The 16,274-nt window shown below is 57.5% G+C and carries 19 protein-coding genes; 16 read left to right on the top strand and 3 right to left on the bottom strand.

Annotation, left to right across the window (positions count from 1 at the left end; translation table 11 throughout):
- Window positions 1-138 precede the first annotated feature (138 nt).
- Window positions 139-492: a hypothetical protein gene (locus tag ABJ076_RS17240; RefSeq protein ID WP_348185648.1), complete on the top strand. Its 354-nt coding sequence runs from the start codon at window positions 139-141 to the stop codon at window positions 490-492.
- Between the two features lie 52 nt (window positions 493-544).
- On the opposite strand, the gene ABJ076_RS17235 is transcribed toward ABJ076_RS17240, so the two are convergent.
- A complete protein-coding gene (locus ABJ076_RS17235; protein WP_348185646.1) occupies window positions 545-1,768 on the bottom strand; it encodes an acyl-CoA dehydrogenase in 1,224 nt (407 codons plus the stop codon).
- A gap of 134 nt (window positions 1,769-1,902) precedes the next feature.
- On the opposite strand from ABJ076_RS17235, the gene ABJ076_RS17230 reads away from it, so the two are divergent.
- Window positions 1,903-2,127: a hypothetical protein gene (locus ABJ076_RS17230; RefSeq protein WP_348185643.1), complete on the top strand. Its 225-nt coding sequence runs from the start codon at window positions 1,903-1,905 to the stop codon at window positions 2,125-2,127.
- A gap of 90 nt (window positions 2,128-2,217) precedes the next feature.
- On the opposite strand, the gene ABJ076_RS17225 is transcribed toward ABJ076_RS17230, so the two are convergent.
- Window positions 2,218-2,670, bottom strand: coding sequence for a MucR family transcriptional regulator (locus ABJ076_RS17225; RefSeq protein ID WP_348185641.1), 453 nt, complete (start codon window positions 2,668-2,670; stop codon window positions 2,218-2,220).
- Between the two features lie 315 nt (window positions 2,671-2,985).
- Here ABJ076_RS17225 and rpiB point away from each other — a divergent pair, with 315 nt between their 5' ends.
- From rpiB to ABJ076_RS17165, 12 genes are all read left to right on the top strand, one after another.
- Window positions 2,986-3,435, top strand: coding sequence for a ribose 5-phosphate isomerase B (rpiB, locus tag ABJ076_RS17220; protein WP_348185639.1), 450 nt, complete (start codon window positions 2,986-2,988; stop codon window positions 3,433-3,435).
- A gap of 71 nt (window positions 3,436-3,506) precedes the next feature.
- Complete coding sequence (gene glyA / locus ABJ076_RS17215; RefSeq protein ID WP_348185638.1) at window positions 3,507-4,799, top strand: serine hydroxymethyltransferase; 1,293 nt, start codon at window positions 3,507-3,509, stop codon at window positions 4,797-4,799.
- Between the two features lie 56 nt (window positions 4,800-4,855).
- Complete coding sequence (nrdR, locus tag ABJ076_RS17210; RefSeq protein WP_348185636.1) at window positions 4,856-5,317, top strand: transcriptional regulator NrdR; 462 nt, start codon at window positions 4,856-4,858, stop codon at window positions 5,315-5,317.
- Between the two features lie 79 nt (window positions 5,318-5,396).
- The gene (ribD, locus tag ABJ076_RS17205; protein WP_348185633.1) at window positions 5,397-6,497 is read left to right on the top strand and encodes a bifunctional diaminohydroxyphosphoribosylaminopyrimidine deaminase/5-amino-6-(5-phosphoribosylamino)uracil reductase RibD; all 1,101 of its coding nucleotides are present in this window, start codon (window positions 5,397-5,399) and stop codon (window positions 6,495-6,497) included.
- Window positions 6,498-6,506: 9 nt separating this feature from the next.
- Window positions 6,507-7,109, top strand: a complete 603-nt coding sequence (locus ABJ076_RS17200; RefSeq protein WP_348185630.1) for a riboflavin synthase — start codon at window positions 6,507-6,509, stop codon at window positions 7,107-7,109.
- Complete coding sequence (ribB, locus tag ABJ076_RS17195; protein ID WP_348185628.1) at window positions 7,102-8,271, top strand: 3,4-dihydroxy-2-butanone-4-phosphate synthase; 1,170 nt, start codon at window positions 7,102-7,104, stop codon at window positions 8,269-8,271. Before ABJ076_RS17200 ends, ribB begins: the two co-directional genes overlap by 8 nt.
- Window positions 8,268-8,705: a 6,7-dimethyl-8-ribityllumazine synthase gene (locus ABJ076_RS17190; RefSeq protein ID WP_348185625.1), complete on the top strand. Its 438-nt coding sequence runs from the start codon at window positions 8,268-8,270 to the stop codon at window positions 8,703-8,705. Before ribB ends, ABJ076_RS17190 begins: the two co-directional genes overlap by 4 nt.
- Before the next feature lie 8 nt (window positions 8,706-8,713).
- On the top strand, window positions 8,714-9,217 hold the full coding sequence (gene nusB, locus ABJ076_RS17185; RefSeq protein ID WP_348185623.1) for a transcription antitermination factor NusB: 504 nt from the start codon (window positions 8,714-8,716) through the stop codon (window positions 9,215-9,217).
- Between the two features lies 1 nt (window position 9,218).
- Window positions 9,219-10,205 carry a thiamine-phosphate kinase gene (gene thiL, locus ABJ076_RS17180; RefSeq protein ID WP_348185621.1) on the top strand — a complete coding sequence of 329 codons (987 nt, stop codon included), beginning with the start codon at window positions 9,219-9,221 and terminating at the stop codon, window positions 10,203-10,205.
- A 20-nt stretch (window positions 10,206-10,225) separates the two neighbouring features.
- Window positions 10,226-10,699 carry a flagellar basal body-associated FliL family protein gene (locus ABJ076_RS17175; RefSeq protein ID WP_348185618.1) on the top strand — a complete coding sequence of 158 codons (474 nt, stop codon included), beginning with the start codon at window positions 10,226-10,228 and terminating at the stop codon, window positions 10,697-10,699.
- A 92-nt stretch (window positions 10,700-10,791) separates the two neighbouring features.
- Entirely contained in the window at window positions 10,792-11,991 is a 1,200-nt protein-coding gene (locus ABJ076_RS17170) for an MFS transporter (RefSeq protein ID WP_348185616.1), read from the top strand.
- 219 nt (window positions 11,992-12,210) lie between these two features.
- The gene (locus tag ABJ076_RS17165; protein WP_348185614.1) at window positions 12,211-14,307 is read left to right on the top strand and encodes a sodium-translocating pyrophosphatase; all 2,097 of its coding nucleotides are present in this window, start codon (window positions 12,211-12,213) and stop codon (window positions 14,305-14,307) included.
- A 77-nt stretch (window positions 14,308-14,384) separates the two neighbouring features.
- On the opposite strand, the gene bamE is transcribed toward ABJ076_RS17165, so the two are convergent.
- A complete protein-coding gene (gene bamE, locus ABJ076_RS17160; RefSeq protein WP_348185611.1) occupies window positions 14,385-14,837 on the bottom strand; it encodes an outer membrane protein assembly factor BamE in 453 nt (150 codons plus the stop codon).
- Between the two features lie 209 nt (window positions 14,838-15,046).
- Here bamE and ABJ076_RS17155 point away from each other — a divergent pair, with 209 nt between their 5' ends.
- A complete protein-coding gene (locus tag ABJ076_RS17155; protein ID WP_348185608.1) occupies window positions 15,047-15,586 on the top strand; it encodes a ubiquinol-cytochrome C chaperone family protein in 540 nt (179 codons plus the stop codon).
- A gap of 74 nt (window positions 15,587-15,660) precedes the next feature.
- Window positions 15,661-16,218 (top strand): DUF177 domain-containing protein, encoded by a 558-nt coding sequence (locus ABJ076_RS17150; protein WP_348185605.1) that lies wholly within the window; start codon window positions 15,661-15,663, stop codon window positions 16,216-16,218.
- Window positions 16,219-16,274: the final 56 nt, after the last annotated feature.

Raw genomic sequence — 16,274 nt, 5'->3', positions numbered from 1 at the left:
ATCTAATTTTTGTTATCAAACGTCGTCTGGGGAGCGAATAGAGACATGATCATGTGCTTTTATACAAAGTTGAAGTTGTCGGCCCCTTTTCTGATTGTCGGAAGCCTTCTCCTTGCGGGTGCGGGATCAGGAAATGCTTTGGCAGATGAGCCGAAAGGTATCGAGATTTCGAAAGAGGATTGCGCACGGCTCATTGCCCATCAGCCTTCTGCCGATGTTGAGTACAAGCCGGGTGTCGATACCGCGGGAAGGCCGGTTGTATCGGCTGACTTGCCCGGGTCGGCCATCATCGAGGCGCCGACAAAGATCATCATTCCGCTCACACTTGATGTCGCCGATCTTTTCTCATTGCCGGAAGGTGTGGCAGGGGAAGCGGGTATCGGAGCAATAGAATACGACATCATGTCGGGACGGCTTGAATATAACGGCCAGCAGCTCACCGATCCGCAGATGGCGGCAATTTCCGCAGCCTGCGCGAATATGAAGAAATAAAAACGGCGGCGCCCTCAGGACGCCGCCGCTGGTATTCGTTCCGTGTGTCGCGTCAGGCGCCGGTGAAGGCCTGAAGCCCGGTCTGTGCACGGCCCAGGATCAAGGCGTGAACATCGTGGGTGCCTTCGTAAGTGTTCACGGCTTCCAGGTTCACGACGTGCCGGATCACATGATATTCGTCCGAGACGCCATTTCCGCCATGCATGTCGCGGGCAACGCGGGCGATGTCCAGAGACTTGCCGCAGTTGTTGCGCTTCATCAGAGAGATTGCTTCCGGCGCACCGTGGCCGCTGTCCATCATCCGTCCGAGACGCAGAGCACCATGCAAGCCGAGTGTGATCTCGGTCTGCATGTCTGCGAGCTTCTTCTGAATAAGCTGGTTAGCGGCGAGGGGGCGACCGAACTGCTTGCGGTCCATCGTGTACTGACGGGCCTGGTGCCAGCAGAACTCGGCGGCTCCGATGGCGCCCCAGGAAATGCCGAATCGGGCCTTGTTCAGGCAACCGAAAGGCCCCTTCAGGCCAGACACGTTCGGCAGCATGTTCTCTTCCGGGATCTCGACATTATCCATGACGATCTCGCCGGTGACGGAAGCGCGCAGGGAGAACTTGCCTTCAATCTTGGGCGCGGTCAGGCCCTTCATGCCTTTTTCAAGGACGAAGCCACGGATCTGGCCGTCGTCGGTCTTTGCCCAGACAACAAAGACATCGGCGATCGGTGAGTTGGTGATCCACATCTTCGCGCCATTGAGCAGATAGCCGCCCTGGACGCTTTTCGCGCGGGTGACCATGCTTCCCGGGTCGGAGCCGTGGTCCGGTTCGGTCAGGCCGAAACAGCCGACCCATTCGCCGGTTGCCAGCTTCGGCAGGTACTTCTGCTTCTGCTCTTCGCTGCCGTAAGCATAGATCGGGTGCATGACCAGACTGGACTGGACGCTCATGGCTGATCGGTAACCACTGTCGACCCGCTCGACTTCACGGGCAATCAGGCCGTAGCAGACATGGTTCACACCGGCGCAGCCATATCCATCGATAGTGCAGCCGAGAAAGCCCAGCTCTCCCATCTCGCTCATGATCTCGCGATGGAAGACTTCATCCCGGAAGGCCTCCTGAACCCGCGGCATTAGTTTGTCCTGACAATAAGCGCGCGCGGCATCGCGGATCATCCGCTCTTCCTCGGTCAGTTCCTGCTCGAGGAGGAGGGGATCTTCCCAGTCGAATTGCGGTCGTGAGGCTTTCGACGACTTCACGGAATCGACAACGGGTTGGACGGACATGGGGAGACTCCCAAAGTTGCTGAATTTATTGCAGAGGTATATACGCCGAAGCTGTTGCAGCTTCAAATTTCCGTTGGGGCACTGTTGCCGTTCCATGGCGCTTGCAAGAACAGCTTTTACTGCCGGGGAGAAAGATGGCGCGAAAGTTAAACGAGCAAAGGGTGATAATCGAGTTTTTGCAATCCGGGAGCTATGTCAAGGTCAGTGCCTTTGATCCCGTGAGCATGGTTGAAGTCTCGATCGTCGGTGATCCTGCCAGCGGTGAGGCCGTCCTTAAGCACGCGGTGTTGCGCAAACTGAAATACGTTCTTGAAAAGAAATCTCAATCGCAGCCGCGCGGTCGCGGGACGGTAGTTTGATTTTAGGCGTCAGGTTTGGTAAGCGCCAAGTCTGCAAAGAAGAAGCGCCGGATAATACCGGCGCTTCTTTAAAAACAGGCTTTGATGGGGTCAGGCGGTTTTCCGCTTGCGCCCACCACGTTTGACGGCGTTCCGGCCAAGGCCGATTTTCTTTGCGAACTCTGACCGCTGAGCGGCGTAATTCGGAGCAACCATAGGATAGTCTGCCGGCAGGCCCCATTTGACGCGGTATTCTTCCGGCGTCATATTGTAGGTCGTCCGGAGGTGACGCTTCAGCATTTTGAGGCGCTTGCCATCTTCGAGGCAGATGATGAACTCCGGGGTAATCGAACGGCGGATCGGCACTGCCGGTTTAGCGGGCTCGGCTTCCGGTTCGCTAACCTCAGTATTGAGGCGCGTCAGTGCTTCGTGAACCGTGCTGATAACCTCTGAAATCTGCGACGCTGCCACAGTGTTATTTCCAAGGTAAGCGGATACAACATCCGTGGTCATACGGAGTAGTTCAGAAGAGTCCAGATTGTCTTCACGGGTTTCGTCGGTCATTTCTAGATCCGAAATTTACAATGTATTGATTAGGGTGTCCTCGGAACATTGTCCCGGGCGAAATAGTTGTCAAGAAATAATGCTGCGTTCCGTTTCTTAAATCCTGAATACAAGTGTAATGATTTTCTGCCCTTTTTTGAGAACAGCTTCTTTCTGGAATATGCGGTCAAAATATTGCGGTGAATATTTTGTGGCGCGAGAGCGTATTCTTTTGTGCATCGCAGATGGCACGGGAGCGCAAATAGTGGTTCGCGGGCCTTCATGCCGTGTATATAGTAGGTACTTCTCTTGCTGGAACAATGAGCCTGACAGGTAATGACAGATAACGTGATCGTGATCGGTTCGGATCATGCCGGATATTCTCTGAAACAAGTACTGATAAGTCACCTTGAAGAAAAGGGGTGGCAGATCATCGATGTCGGCACAAACGGGGCGGACTCGGTCGATTACCCCGATTTCGGTGCCGCGGTCGCGCACGCTCTGAAGGATAGGAAGGCGCCTCGCGGAATAGCCGTGTGCGGAACAGGCATTGGCATAAGCATCGCAGCGAACCGGCATGATTGGGTCCGCGCGGGCCTTTGCCACGATATCACGTCGGCACGTTTTTGCCGGCAGCATAATGACGCCAATGTTCTTGCACTTGGTGCGCGCCTGATTGGTGAGGAAGTCGCGAAAGACTGTGTTGATGTCTTTCTTGCAACAGAATTCGAAGGCGGTCGGCATCAACGTCGGGTCGATAAACTTGGATTCGCCGAGAGCGCATAAATCACGTCCTTGCACTGCGATGCCTGAGCGAGTAGGCCACGGTGCATTGCGGGATACGAACAGGAGCTGTCATGTCCGCCTTTGAAACGAGCACAACCGATAACCCTTTCTTTGCCAGAGCCCTATCCGAGAGCGACCCCGCGCTTTACAGCGCGATCTCAGAGGAGCTGGAGCGGCAGAAAGACCAGATTGAACTGATCGCCTCGGAGAACATTGTCTCCCGCGCAGTCCTGGAAGCGCAGGGTTCTGTTCTGACGAACAAATATGCCGAAGGTTACCCTGGCCGACGGTATTATGGCGGTTGCGAATTCGTGGACAAAGCCGAGGCGCTGGCTATTGAACGCGCCTGTAAGCTGTTTGATTGCAGCTTCGCAAACGTACAGCCGCATTCCGGCGCACAGGCAAACCAGGCGGTCATGCTGGCACTTGTAGAGCCCGGCGATACAGTCATGGGCCTGTCTCTCGCGGCCGGGGGGCATCTTACCCATGGCGCGCCGCCGAACCTCTCCGGTAAATGGTTCAAAGCGGTCCAGTACGGTGTCCGCAAGGAAGATGCGCAGATCGATTTCGACCAGGTGAAGGCGCTTGCTGAAGAGCACAAGCCGAAGCTGATCATTGCCGGCGGCTCTGCCTATCCGCGTGAGATCGATTTCAAGCGATTCCGTGAGATCGCCGATTCCGTCGGTGCTTATTTCCATGTGGATATGGCGCATTTCGCTGGTCTCGTCGCTGGCGGCGCGCATCCGAGCCCGTTGCCCCATGCCCATGTGGTCACGACGACGACGCACAAGACCTTGCGCGGTCCGCGTGGGGGCATGATTCTTTCGAACGATCCGAATCTCGGTAAGAAAATCAACTCAGCTGTGTTCCCTGGCCTTCAGGGCGGCCCGCTGATGCATGTGATTGCGGCCAAGGCGGTGTCCTTCGCCGAAGCCTTGAGACCAGAATTCAAAGCGTATTCCCGTCAGGTCGTCGAGAACGCGAAGGCGCTCGGCGAAGTGCTGAAGTCGCGCGGCCTGGATATCGTCTCAGGCGGCACAGACACTCACGTTTTGCTCGTCGATCTGCGCCCGAAAGGCTTGACGGGCAATGTTGCAGAAGCCGCTCTTGAGCGAGCCGGTATCACCTGTAACAAAAACGGTGTTCCCTTCGACCCGGAGAAGCCGATGATCACGTCTGGGGTGCGTCTTGGCACACCGGCGGGGACCACGCGCGGCTTTGGCGTGGCGGAATTCCAGGAAATCGGAAACCTTATTGGCGACGTTCTGGATGCCGCCGCGCAGAATCCGGACGACAGCTCGTTGGCCGAAGAGAAGGTCAGCGGGCAAGTCAGGGTGTTGTGCGACCGGTTCCCGATCTACTAATCCCGGTCGCGGCCCGGGGAGGCCGCTGCCAGTTGACTGATTGAAGGGGGAAGACCATGCGTTGTCCGTTTTGCGGCCACACCGACACTCAGGTGAAGGACTCCCGTCCAACGGAAGACCATGCGGCAATTCGGCGGCGCCGGTTTTGCCCGGCCTGCGGTGCTCGTTTTACGACCTTTGAACGGGTTCAGCTCCGTGAGTTGACCGTGGTCAAGAAGACGGGCAAGCGCGCCCCCTTCGATCGGGACAAACTGGTCCGGTCTGTGCAGATCTCGATGCGCAAGCGCCCGGTCGAGCCGGAACGTATTGAGCGGATGGTGACCAGCATCGTCCGGCGTCTCGAAAGCATGGGCGAGGCAGAAATTCCGTCCGAAGTGATTGGTCAGATGGTTATGGAATCCCTCGCCAACCTGGACCAGGTTGCGTATGTCCGGTTTGCATCGGTCTATAAAAACTTCCGCGAAGCCAAAGACTTCGAGGAATTCGTTGAAGAAATCAGTCACGACGGCGACGACTGACCGTCCTCGCCGCCCGGCGTCTGGTGTTTCGCCCAAGATTTTCGCCTTTGGGTCAGGGCCGTGACGGGAGCGTGGAGCAATGAGCCAAGATATCTCCTTTATGCGGCATGCCTTGGCACTCGCCAGGCGCGGGCTCGGGAGGGTTGCGCCTAACCCGGCAGTCGGCTGTGTCATTGTCCGTGACGGCCGGATCATTGGCCGCGGCTGGACCCAGCCCGGCGGGCGCCCGCATGCGGAACCCGTTGCGCTGGCCGATGCTGGAGAAGCGGCTCGCGGGGCGACGGTTTATGTCTCTCTGGAGCCCTGCGCGCATCATGGCGCATCACCACCTTGCACGGATGCCCTGATCTCGGCTGGTGTGGCGAAGGTGGTCTACGCCCTGCGTGATCCAGATCCCCGGGTTGACGGCACAGGCCATACAAAGCTTGCAGAGGCAGGAATTGACGTTGTCTCTGGTGTTCTGGAAAAAGAAGCTGGGGAACTCAATCAAGGATTCCTCACCCGTATCCAGAAAAAGCGCCCATTTGTCACCTTGAAACTGGCAACCTCACTCGACGGCAAGGTGGCGCTGGTGAATGGGCGCAGCCAGTGGATTACTGGGCCGGGCGCCCGGGCAGTCTCTCACCAGATCCGCGCCAGTCATGACGCTGTCATGACCGGGATCGGGACTGTGCTGGCGGATGATCCGGCGCTGAGCTGCCGTTTACCAGGACTGGTGGCGCGCTCGCCGGACAGAGTGATCCTTGATGGCGCGTTACGGCTGACAACGGACCAGAACGTCGTTGAGACAGCGCGCGATATCCCTACGACGGTTTTCACAGCAATTGCCGCTGATGATCCCAAAGTGCAGGTTCTGACCGAGGCCGGAGTTGATGTGGCCGACGGAGTGGCGGTCAAGGACGGGCGGCTCGATCTCGACGCCGTCCTTCGCTTGCTCGCTGAAAGAGGCGTTACCAGGCTGATGGTCGAGTCAGGTGGTGAACTTGCCAGCACATTCGTGCGCGAGGAACGGGTCGACGAGCTGGTCTGGTTTCGCGCGCCCGCCATCATCGGCGGCGACGGATTGAGCGCTGTTCGGGATCTCGGTCTTGAGCTTCTCGAATTCATGCCGCGTTTCGAACGGCGTTATGTCCGGTCCGTGGGTGAAGATCTGGTGGAAACATACCGCCGTCGAAACTAGGTTACGGCCATGTTCACAGGAATCATCACGCATATCGGTACGGTCCGCCGTATCGAAAAGAGTGGCGACACGCGCATGACCGTGTCGGCCGCCTTCGATATGGACAGCGTTGCGCTGGGAGCGTCAATTGCCTGCTCCGGCTGCTGCCTAACCGTTGTCGACAAGGGGGACGGCTGGTTCGCTGCAGATGTCTCTGCTGAGACTCTCTCGAAGACCAATCTCGACGGTTGGGAAGAGGGCGTGCGGATCAATCTGGAACGCGCCCTCAAGGTTGGGGATGAGCTTGGCGGTCATATCGTCAGCGGGCATGTCGATGGGCTTGCGGAGATCGTTTCCATCGTTCCTGAGGGTGACAGCCGCCGGCTGACGCTCAGGCCCGATCCTTCGCTGGCCGCTTTCGTGGCGCCTAAAGGGTCGGTAACACTCGATGGTATCTCTTTGACCGTAAACGAAGTTTCCGCCGACACCTTCGGTGTGAACATCATCGACCACACCTGGAAAGAGACCACGTTGAGTGATCGGAAGCCCGGTGACGAATTGAACATGGAAGTCGACATGCTTGCCCGCTATGTTGCGCGCCTGTTGGACGTCCGGGAACCACGGAATGACTGAAACGGTTGAACCGCTTGGCGAGCTCTATCGCACTGCTCTCTCATCCATTGAGGAGGTGGTAGAGGAGGCGCGCCAGGGCCGCATCTTCATCCTTGTTGATGACGAGGATCGCGAGAACGAGGGTGATCTCTGCATCCCGGCCCAGATGGCCACGCCTGAAGCAATCAATTTCATGGCCAAATATGGCCGCGGACTGATCTGCCTCTCCATGGAGCGGGAGCGGATCGAGAAGCTCGGCCTGCCGCTGATGTCTTCGAACAATGGTACCCGGCATGAAACTGCTTTCACCGTTTCTATCGAGGCGCGCGAAGGGGTGACGACCGGTATTTCTGCGCATGACCGGGCCAGGACCGTTCAGGTTGCCATCGATCAGAAGGCGGCACGGGACGATATCGTGACGCCGGGGCATGTGTTTCCACTGATGGCCCGGGATGGCGGGACTTTGGTTCGGGCTGGGCACACGGAAGCCGTTGTTGATATCGCGCGGATGGCTGGGCTTAACCCGTCCGGCGTGATCTGCGAGATCATGAATGACGATGGCACCATGGCGCGGTTACCGGATTTGATTCAGTTCGCGCAGTTCCATGGTCTCAAGGTCGGAACGATTGCCGACCTGATCGAATATCGACGACGGACCGAATCCGTTGTGCAGCGCTCGGTCGAGACCACGCTTGACAGCGAGTATGGCGGCGACTGGCGGATGATCGTCTATGTCAACAAGATCACCTATGCCGAACATATAGCCTTGGTGAAAGGCGACATCACTAAGGGCGACCCGGTGCTGGTCCGCATGCATGCCCTGAGCATCATGGAAGATGTACTGGGTGACAGGACTGGGAAACGGGCCGGCGGTGAGCTACAGAACGCCATGCGCCAGATAGGCGAGGAGGGGGCTGGCGTTGTTGTCCTGATCCGCGAGCCGTCCGCAACGGCGCTTTCCGACAGGGTGCGCCGCAAGCTCCGCGCGGAGGTCGATGGCAAGAAGACCGAGAACGAATTGCGGGACTATGGTGTCGGTGCGCAGATTCTGCTGGATCTTGGCGTGCGTGAGATGATTTTGCTGAGCAACCACGACCGCAACATCGTTGGCCTTGAGGGCTACGGTCTGAGCATGATCGAGCGGCGCGGCGTGAAAACCGAGGACGAAGGAGCCGGCGAATGAGCCGTATTCTGATCGTAGAAGCACGTTTCTATGAGGATATCGCGGATGAATTGGTGAAGGGCGCCATTGCGGCGCTTGAGGAAGCCAGTGTGGAATTCGATCGGGTTGAGGTGCCGGGCGCGCTGGAAATTCCGGCTGCGATCGCCATCGCCTCGCAGCGTACGGATGCTGAGCCATATGCTGGCTATGTCGCCCTCGGCTGCGTCATTCGCGGCGAGACAAGCCATTACGACTATGTTTGCGGCGAGAGCGCCCGTGGATTGCAGGATCTGGCGCTTTGGGAAGGACTTTCCATCGGCAACGGTATCCTAACCGTTGAAAACCGGGACCAGGCATGGGCCCGCGCGGCAGTTGACAAGAAAAACAAAGGTAAGGATGCGGTGCAAGCCGCCCTCGCGCTGGTGGCGCTGAAGCGCCGCTTCGGTGTCGAGTGAGCAAAAACATGACAGTTTCCAAAGATCGTCTTCCAGAACGCCAGCGTCGAACCGCAGCACGTCTTGCCGCAGTTCAAAGCCTCTATCAGATGGCGATTACCGGGATTCCAGCTCCGCGTGTGATTTCAGAATTCAAGGAACTGCGTCTCGCCGGCGGCGCCGAGAACGAGAGTTTCGGCCCAGCCGATGCTGCCTTTTATGAGCGGCTTACAGCTGGGGTTACGTCTGATCTGGAAACGGTCGACGGGCTTATCTCAGGGGCTTTGTCCGACGATTGGTCGATTGATCGGCTGGAAACCATCGTCCGGAATATTCTGGAGTGCGGTGCGCATGAACTTCTGACCCATGGCGATGTTCCGGCTGCGGTCGTGATCTCGGAATATGTCGATGTGGCCCACGGATTTTTCTCTGAGAAGGAACCGGGCTTCATCAATGGTGTGCTGGACCGCATCGCACGCACCGTGCGTGATAACGAGAAGGAGCCCGCTCCGTCCGGCTCCGAAAGCGAATAACATGCCGGAGCTCGGCGAGTTCGAGCGTATTGCGCGTTTTTTCTCTCCCCTCGTCGAAGGCCAGAGCGATGCTCTTGGGCTGACCGACGATGCTGCTCTGGTAACACCTCCACCTGGCAAGCGTATGGCCGTTACAGCCGATGCGCTGATCGCCGGGGTTCATTTCCTAGCGGACGATCCGGCCGACCAGGTCGCGCGCAAAGCTCTCAGGGTCAATATATCCGATCTCGCCGCAATGGGGGCTGAGCCCTACGGCTACACGATCACGCTGGCATTGCCGCGCGGTATGGCGGATGCGGAGGCGTGGATTGAGCGGTTTGCCCGGGGGCAGGCCGCGGATCATGCGGAATACAACATCAGATTACTCGGAGGAGACAGCGTCTCCACGCCGGGACCACTATCCATATCTGTAACAGCATTCGGCTGGGTACCGTCGACCCTGGCACTTACACGCGGCGGAGCTAAGCCGGGAGACGATATCTATGTGTCCGGCAGCATTGGTGATTCGTTTCTGGGACTGGCTGTGCTGCAAGGCGAGGGATTTGACCTTACTGAGGCCGAACGTGCGATGCTTGCTGACCGGTATCTGCTCCCGCAACCGCGGCCGCGGCTTGGCCAACTGTTGCTTGATGTGGCCAGCGCCGGACTCGATGTGTCCGATGGACTGGTTCAGGATCTTGGTCATATTTGCGAGGTTTCCGGGTTTGGAGCAAAAGTTGAGCTTTCGCTCATCCCTTTCTCAGGCTTGGGACAACGACTGGTGCAGTGTGGGGCCGTGCTTGCCGAGGATCTCGTGAGCGGCGGGGACGATTACGAACTGCTTTTCACTGCTCCTGAAAGTGCGCGCGACACTGTGTTCGGCCTTGCGGGGCAAGCGGGTGTCCCGTTGACCCGGATCGGCAAGATGCACCCCGGCCGTGGTGTCGATTTACTGGACGCCACCGGAAAAATCATGGCCTTGGACAGGCGGGGCTATACCCATGCCTGACACGCGGGTTAAATGAAGCCATGAAAATCGTCGTTATCCTTGTTTTATTACTCGTACTTGCCGGCGGCGGCGTATTCGGAATCTCCATGTTTGCCCCTGGACTGCTCCCGCCGATGGTGCTTGAGATGCTGGGCAAAGAGGTTCCTCCGGAAGAGGAAAAGGTCGAAGTGCGGCCGGCTGTCACAGTCTTGGTCGATCTTGAGCCTCTGAGCATTCCGATTTTCAGCGATGGTCAGGTCGACCGCTTCCTGGTTTTGCATCTTTTGATAGAGGTTCGCCCTGGAGCGGATTTCGAGCTGATAAACCTCAAGAAAGTGCGGATCATTGATGCGATCCTGAAATATGTGCATGCGCTTTCCTCGCTTGATATCAAGCCCGGGGTGAACGACAGAGGCTTCCTGAAAGAGCGTCTTCTGGCGAAAATTGAGGAGGTCGTGGGCGAAGGGATCGTTGTCGAGCTTTTGTTCCAGAACGTTTTCGAGCGTCCTTTGTAGGGGAAAGAGGCGTCGGCGTGACCTCTCATATCTGGTCGCTTCGCCGACGCCGTGCTACCAGACGGTCCCCGTTTCTTTGAACTGCGAAAACCATGACCAGCTCGGCTGTTGAAGACCGCGACCCGACGGTTCGCAATGTAGTGCTGTTGGCGATCTGCCAGGCACTCGCCATGACCGGCATGTCTGTCAACATGACCGTGACAGCTCTTGTCGGTCAGCAGCTTGCGTCCGATCCGGCCTGGGCCACCGTGCCACTGGCGTTGCAATTCACCGCGACAATGCTGACAACTCTGCCCGCGTCTTTCCTTATGCGACGTATCGGCCGCCGCGCGGGTTTTGCCCTTGGTATCACTGTCGGCATTCTGGGAGCGTTGATCGCGTTCCACGGCATTTTTGAGAAGAGCTTCCTGATTTTTACCGCCGGATCGATGATGATCGGCTGCTTTCAGGGGTTTGCCGTATTCTACCGGCATGCTGCTGCGGATACCGCCAGTCCGAGTTTCCGCAGTAAGGCGATTTCTCTGGTTTTGGCGGGCGGTGTCTTTGCCGCACTGGTCGGACCGGAACTCTCGAAATGGTCCTACGACCTGTTCTCGCCAGTGATCTACGCCGGTTGTTTCATTGTTGTGGCGTGTGTTCAGGCCCTGTCATTCGCGTTTCTGTACTTCGTTCGCATCCCAACGGCTCCCAAGCCTGTCGAGGGTGTTCATGTCCGCCCGCTTTCTGTCATTGTCCGGCAGCCAACATTTCTGGTTGCCGCAATTGGCGCGATGATCGGCTACGGCGTTATGAGTTTTGTCATGACGGCGACGCCGCTGGCGATCATGGGATGCGGATATGAGTTCCGTGACGCGGCATTCGTGATTCAATGGCACGTATTGGCAATGTATGCGCCGTCTTTCTTTACGGGCTCATTGATCCAGCGATTCGGTGTTCGCCAGGTCATGTTGACGGGAGCCATCATTCTGACGGGAGCCGTCGTTGTTAACGTCGGCGGCATTGAAATCGAGCGCTTTTGGCTCGGCCTCGTGCTGCTTGGTGTCGGCTGGAACTTCATGTTTGTGGGCGGTACGTCGTTGTTGGCGGAATGCCACACACCCGAAGAACGGGCGAAGGTACAGGGATTGAACGATTTCCTAGTCTTTGGAACGGTTACAGCCTCATCCTTCGCATCTGGTGCCCTGCTGAATGCTTTTGGCTGGAACGCTGTGAATTACGGTGTGCTTCCCCTGCTTGGATTGGCGACTTCAGTGATCGCTATTGCTCTCTGGCGTCAAAGGGCTAGCGCGTAAACACCGTAAATGTAATTGCGTATTCAGTTAGACTCGCTTTACAGCCTTAGATTTTTTGCTACGGTTTCAACCTCTTCGATAGGTGGGGCGGGGACCGGCGAAATACTTTCCGCTGTCTGCCTTTTTCACCCTTCGATTTGATGTGCCAGCCGGAGCCCGGCGTAAAGACCGGGCCTTGCTGGGAGGAAATGTGCACAAGAGGAAAGAAGGGTTTCCGATATGAGCGGAACTTTGGCTTTTGTTATCCTTTGCGGGGTGGCAGCCTTGCTCTATGGGCTTTGGGCTATCCGGTCGGTACTGGCCGCGGATGCCGGGTCTGCACGGATGCAGGAAATTGCTGGCGCGATCCAAGAAGGCGCGGCGGCCTACCTAAATCGGCAATATACAACCATTGGAATCGTTGGGGTCGTTGTAGCCGTTATTCTCGGTCTGACGCTCGGCATGACTGTCGCGGTCGGCTTTGTTATCGGAGCGATCCTTTCGGGGGCCGCTGGCTACATTGGTATGCATGTTTCCGTGCGCGCCAATGTTCGTACAACGCAGGCCGCCACTGTTGGTATGGCCCCGGCTCTTAACATCGCTTTCAAGTCCGGCGCGATTACCGGAATGCTTGTTGTCGGCCTCGGGCTGCTCGGCGTTGCCGGGTACTATGCGGTCCTGCTCAATTTTTACGACGCAGGAACGGAAGGAGGCCTTAGGCATATTCTGGAAGCGCTTGTTGCGCTCAGTTTCGGTGCCTCGCTGATTTCCATCTTCGCCCGCCTTGGTGGCGGGATCTTTACCAAAGGTGCCGACGTAGGCGCCGACCTTGTCGGTAAGGTCGAAGCCGGCATCCCGGAGGACGACCCCCGGAACCCGGCCGTTATCGCTGACAATGTCGGCGACAATGTCGGCGATTGCGCGGGCATGGCGGCGGATTTGTTCGAGACCTACGCGGTGACCGTGGTTGCGACGATGCTGCTGGCGGCAATCTTCTTCACCGGCGAGGCCATGAGCCTGATGCTGACCTTCCCGCTCTTGATCGGTGCGGTCTGTATTCTGGCATCCGTGGTCGGTGCTTTCTTCGTCACGCTTGGACCCGACAAGAAGGTCATGAAGGCGCTTTATAAGGGCTTTATCGTCAGCGCCGTTCTGTCGGCGGTCCTGATCGGCGGCGTGATCAGCCAGACGCTTGGCTGGGATGCGGCGATGGTCATGAAGAACGGCCTGGAGGTAACCGGAAAAACGCTCTTCGGTTGCGCGATCGTCGGTCTTGTCGTCACTGGTCTCATTGTCTGGGTAACTGAGTATTACACCTCGACCGAATACCGTCCGGTGCGATCAATCGCGAAATCCTCGGAAACGGGTCACGGTACCAATGTGATCCAGGGGCTTGCGGTTTCCATGGAGGCCACGGCACTTCCGGCTCTGATTATTTCCGGCGGTATCATTGCCGCACATATGCTGGCTGGTGTCTTCGGCATTGGCATTGCGGCAACCACGATGCTGGCGCTTGCAGGTATGGTCGTTGCGCTCGATGCCTACGGTCCGGTGACGGACAATGCCGGCGGTATCGCGGAGATGGCGGACTTGCCCCCTGAGGTGCGCGAAATCACGGATGCGCTGGACGCAGTCGGCAATACCACCAAGGCAGTGACCAAGGGCTACGCGATCGGCTCCGCTGGTCTTGCCGCCCTGGTGTTGTTTGCGGCCTTCACCGAGGACCTGGCGCACTATTTCCCCCAACTGAACGTCAAGTTCGAGTTGCAGGATCCCTATGTCGTAGTAGGGCTCTTCATCGGCGGTCTCTTGCCGTACCTGTTCGGTGCGCTTGGCATGCAGGCTGTCGGCCGGGCAGGTGGGGCCGTCGTGGAAGAAGTGCGGCGTCAATTCCGTGAGCATCCGGGGATCATGAAGGGCACCGAAAAGCCCGAATACGGCCGGGCGGTCGACATGCTGACGAAAGCGGCGATCAGGGAAATGATCATCCCGTCGCTGCTGCCTGTGCTGGCTCCGGTCGTGGTCTACTTCGTGTTCAGCATGATTGGCGGGCAGGGCGCAGCCTTCACTGCGGTTGGCGCCATGCTGCTGGGAACCATCGTTACTGGGATCTTCGTCGCCATCTCCATGACCGCCGGTGGCGGTGCCTGGGACAATGCGAAGAAGTATATCGAGGACGGTAATCATGGCGGCAAGGGCTCGGAAGCCCACAAGGCTGCCGTTACTGGCGATACGGTCGGTGATCCCTACAAGGACACGGCCGGTCCTGCCGTGAACCCGATGATCAAGATTGCCAATATCGTTGCGCTGTTGCTGCTTGCGGCACTCGCCACCTAAGGATTCTCACTCGACCTGCGATTAAAAAGGCCCCGCTTCTGCGGGGCCTTTGACTCTCAAGCCAACGATTTGAGTTTTTATTGCAGGGTATCCTGATTAAAGCGCCCGATATTGCCAAACAGCTGCTGCAGGAAGGAAATGCGCTGCCCTGCAGTTTCCGTCTCTCGGTTTACATATTCGATCTGCTTGCCGTCTTCCTTGTTGAGTCGGCCGATACTGTCGACAACGCCGGTTTCGTCGAAGGCGATATAGATCACCCGCTGATCGATGACCTCTTCGGCGAAGAAAGCCGTCTGTTCTGTATGCCTGGCGATATACATCCAAGTTTCCTGGCCGTACTCACTCTCGGTCGAAGGGGAGCCGAGCAGGGCGAGGACGCGTCCTTTGTCACTCTTACCGGGCTCAATCGCCGCAAGATTATCGATATCTACCAAATTCCCATGAATCTCTACCCGCGGAGTGCACGCTAGCAGCAGCAGGGCAACCAGGGGAAAGGCTAGTCCGGTGCGCCAGAACGGAATGCGGCTCACTCACTGTCTCCGTTACATCTCGTCATTGCCTGAGGTCTCGCGCTGCCGTGAAATTTGCGCTAACGCTTGTGCGGCGGCGTTGCCAAGCATTCTGGCGACAATTTGGGCACGGCAGAGGCCAAGGTCAACATTCCTCTTAGCCGGCGTTGACGACTGAGGCCCGCGCCGCCATTTTGCGGCAAATGCAAACCGGAATTGGAAATCCCCGCGTGTTCAGCAAGTTTTTTAAGCGCGACGAAGTCGCCGACGCAGCCAGGGAAGCCTATCAGGCTGTCATTCGGCAGGCCCGGCAGCCGGATTTCTATACCCGGTACGGTGTCCCGGATACCCTGGACGGACGGTTTGACCTGCTCGTGCTGCATGCGGCGCTTATTCTGATTCGTCTGAAGCGGGACCGGGCCGAATCGGAGCGCTTTTCGCAGGCGCTGTTCGACACGCTGTTCGTCGATCTGGACCAGTCCTTGCGGGAAATTGGTGTCAGCGACATGTCCGTCGGGAAAAAAGTTAAGCAGATGGGGAAGGCCTTCTACGGTCGGCTGGATGCTTACCGGCTTGGCCTTGAAGCGGCGGACAGTGATGACGGACTGCTACTTGCCGATGCCTTGCACCGTAACCTGTATCGCGGCGCGCCTGAGGCTGAGCGTGAGAGCGCGCCGATGGCAAGCTATGTGATGCGGCAGTCGGCGCATCTTGATACGCTTCCCTTGGCGGAGATTATTTCCGGTAAGATAACTTTCGCCGCAGCGTAATTCTCTGTGCTTTGATGGACCATTCTCTTGTAGTTCTTGAGAGGCGGCGTCCCTGAGCATATTGTTCGCGTCTCATGGAAAACACACAGAATATAGAACTCGCCCGGCCGGTCCGGATAAAGGACCTTAAAAAACGGGTCACTCACGTCGATATCGAAGCCTCGGCAGAGGAGCTTTTGGCCCTCGCGGCGCGGTTCGGGTTGCCTGGCATCACCGGATTTCAGGCCAAAGTTCGGATTGAACGATTGGCGCGTGATCGGGCCGTGCGTGTCGAAGGAACGATATCGGCAAGGCTTTCTTACCAGTCGGTCGTTTCCCTCGAGCCATTCGAGACTGTTATAGAAGATTCTTTTTCGGAAATCCTAAGTGGTGAGGCGGCTCTGGATACTGACACGGAAATTGAGCTTACGCCGGATGATGAAAATATGGGAGTGATTGAAGACGGCGGGTTTGACCTGGGCGAGGTACTCTCTCAGAATTTGGCTCTGCTGCTCGATGATCATCCCAGAAAGCCGGAGGAAGAAGATGCTCCGGACGGCGTCATCTGGGCGGACAAGGATACAGAAGAAGCGAAGCAAAACCCGTTCTCGGTTCTGTCGGACATACGGGATCGATTGCGGAATGGGGACTAAAAATATTGAATTTTTGTGAACCTTTGCATATGACCCTCGATCACCTGCCTTCCCGT

The sequence above is a fragment of the Nisaea sp. genome (assembly GCF_039990255.1).
GTDB lineage: Bacteria > Pseudomonadota > Alphaproteobacteria > Thalassobaculales > Thalassobaculaceae > Nisaea.
The sequence above is the reverse complement of the archived record's forward strand: the minus strand, read 5'-3'. Positions and strand labels throughout refer to the sequence as shown.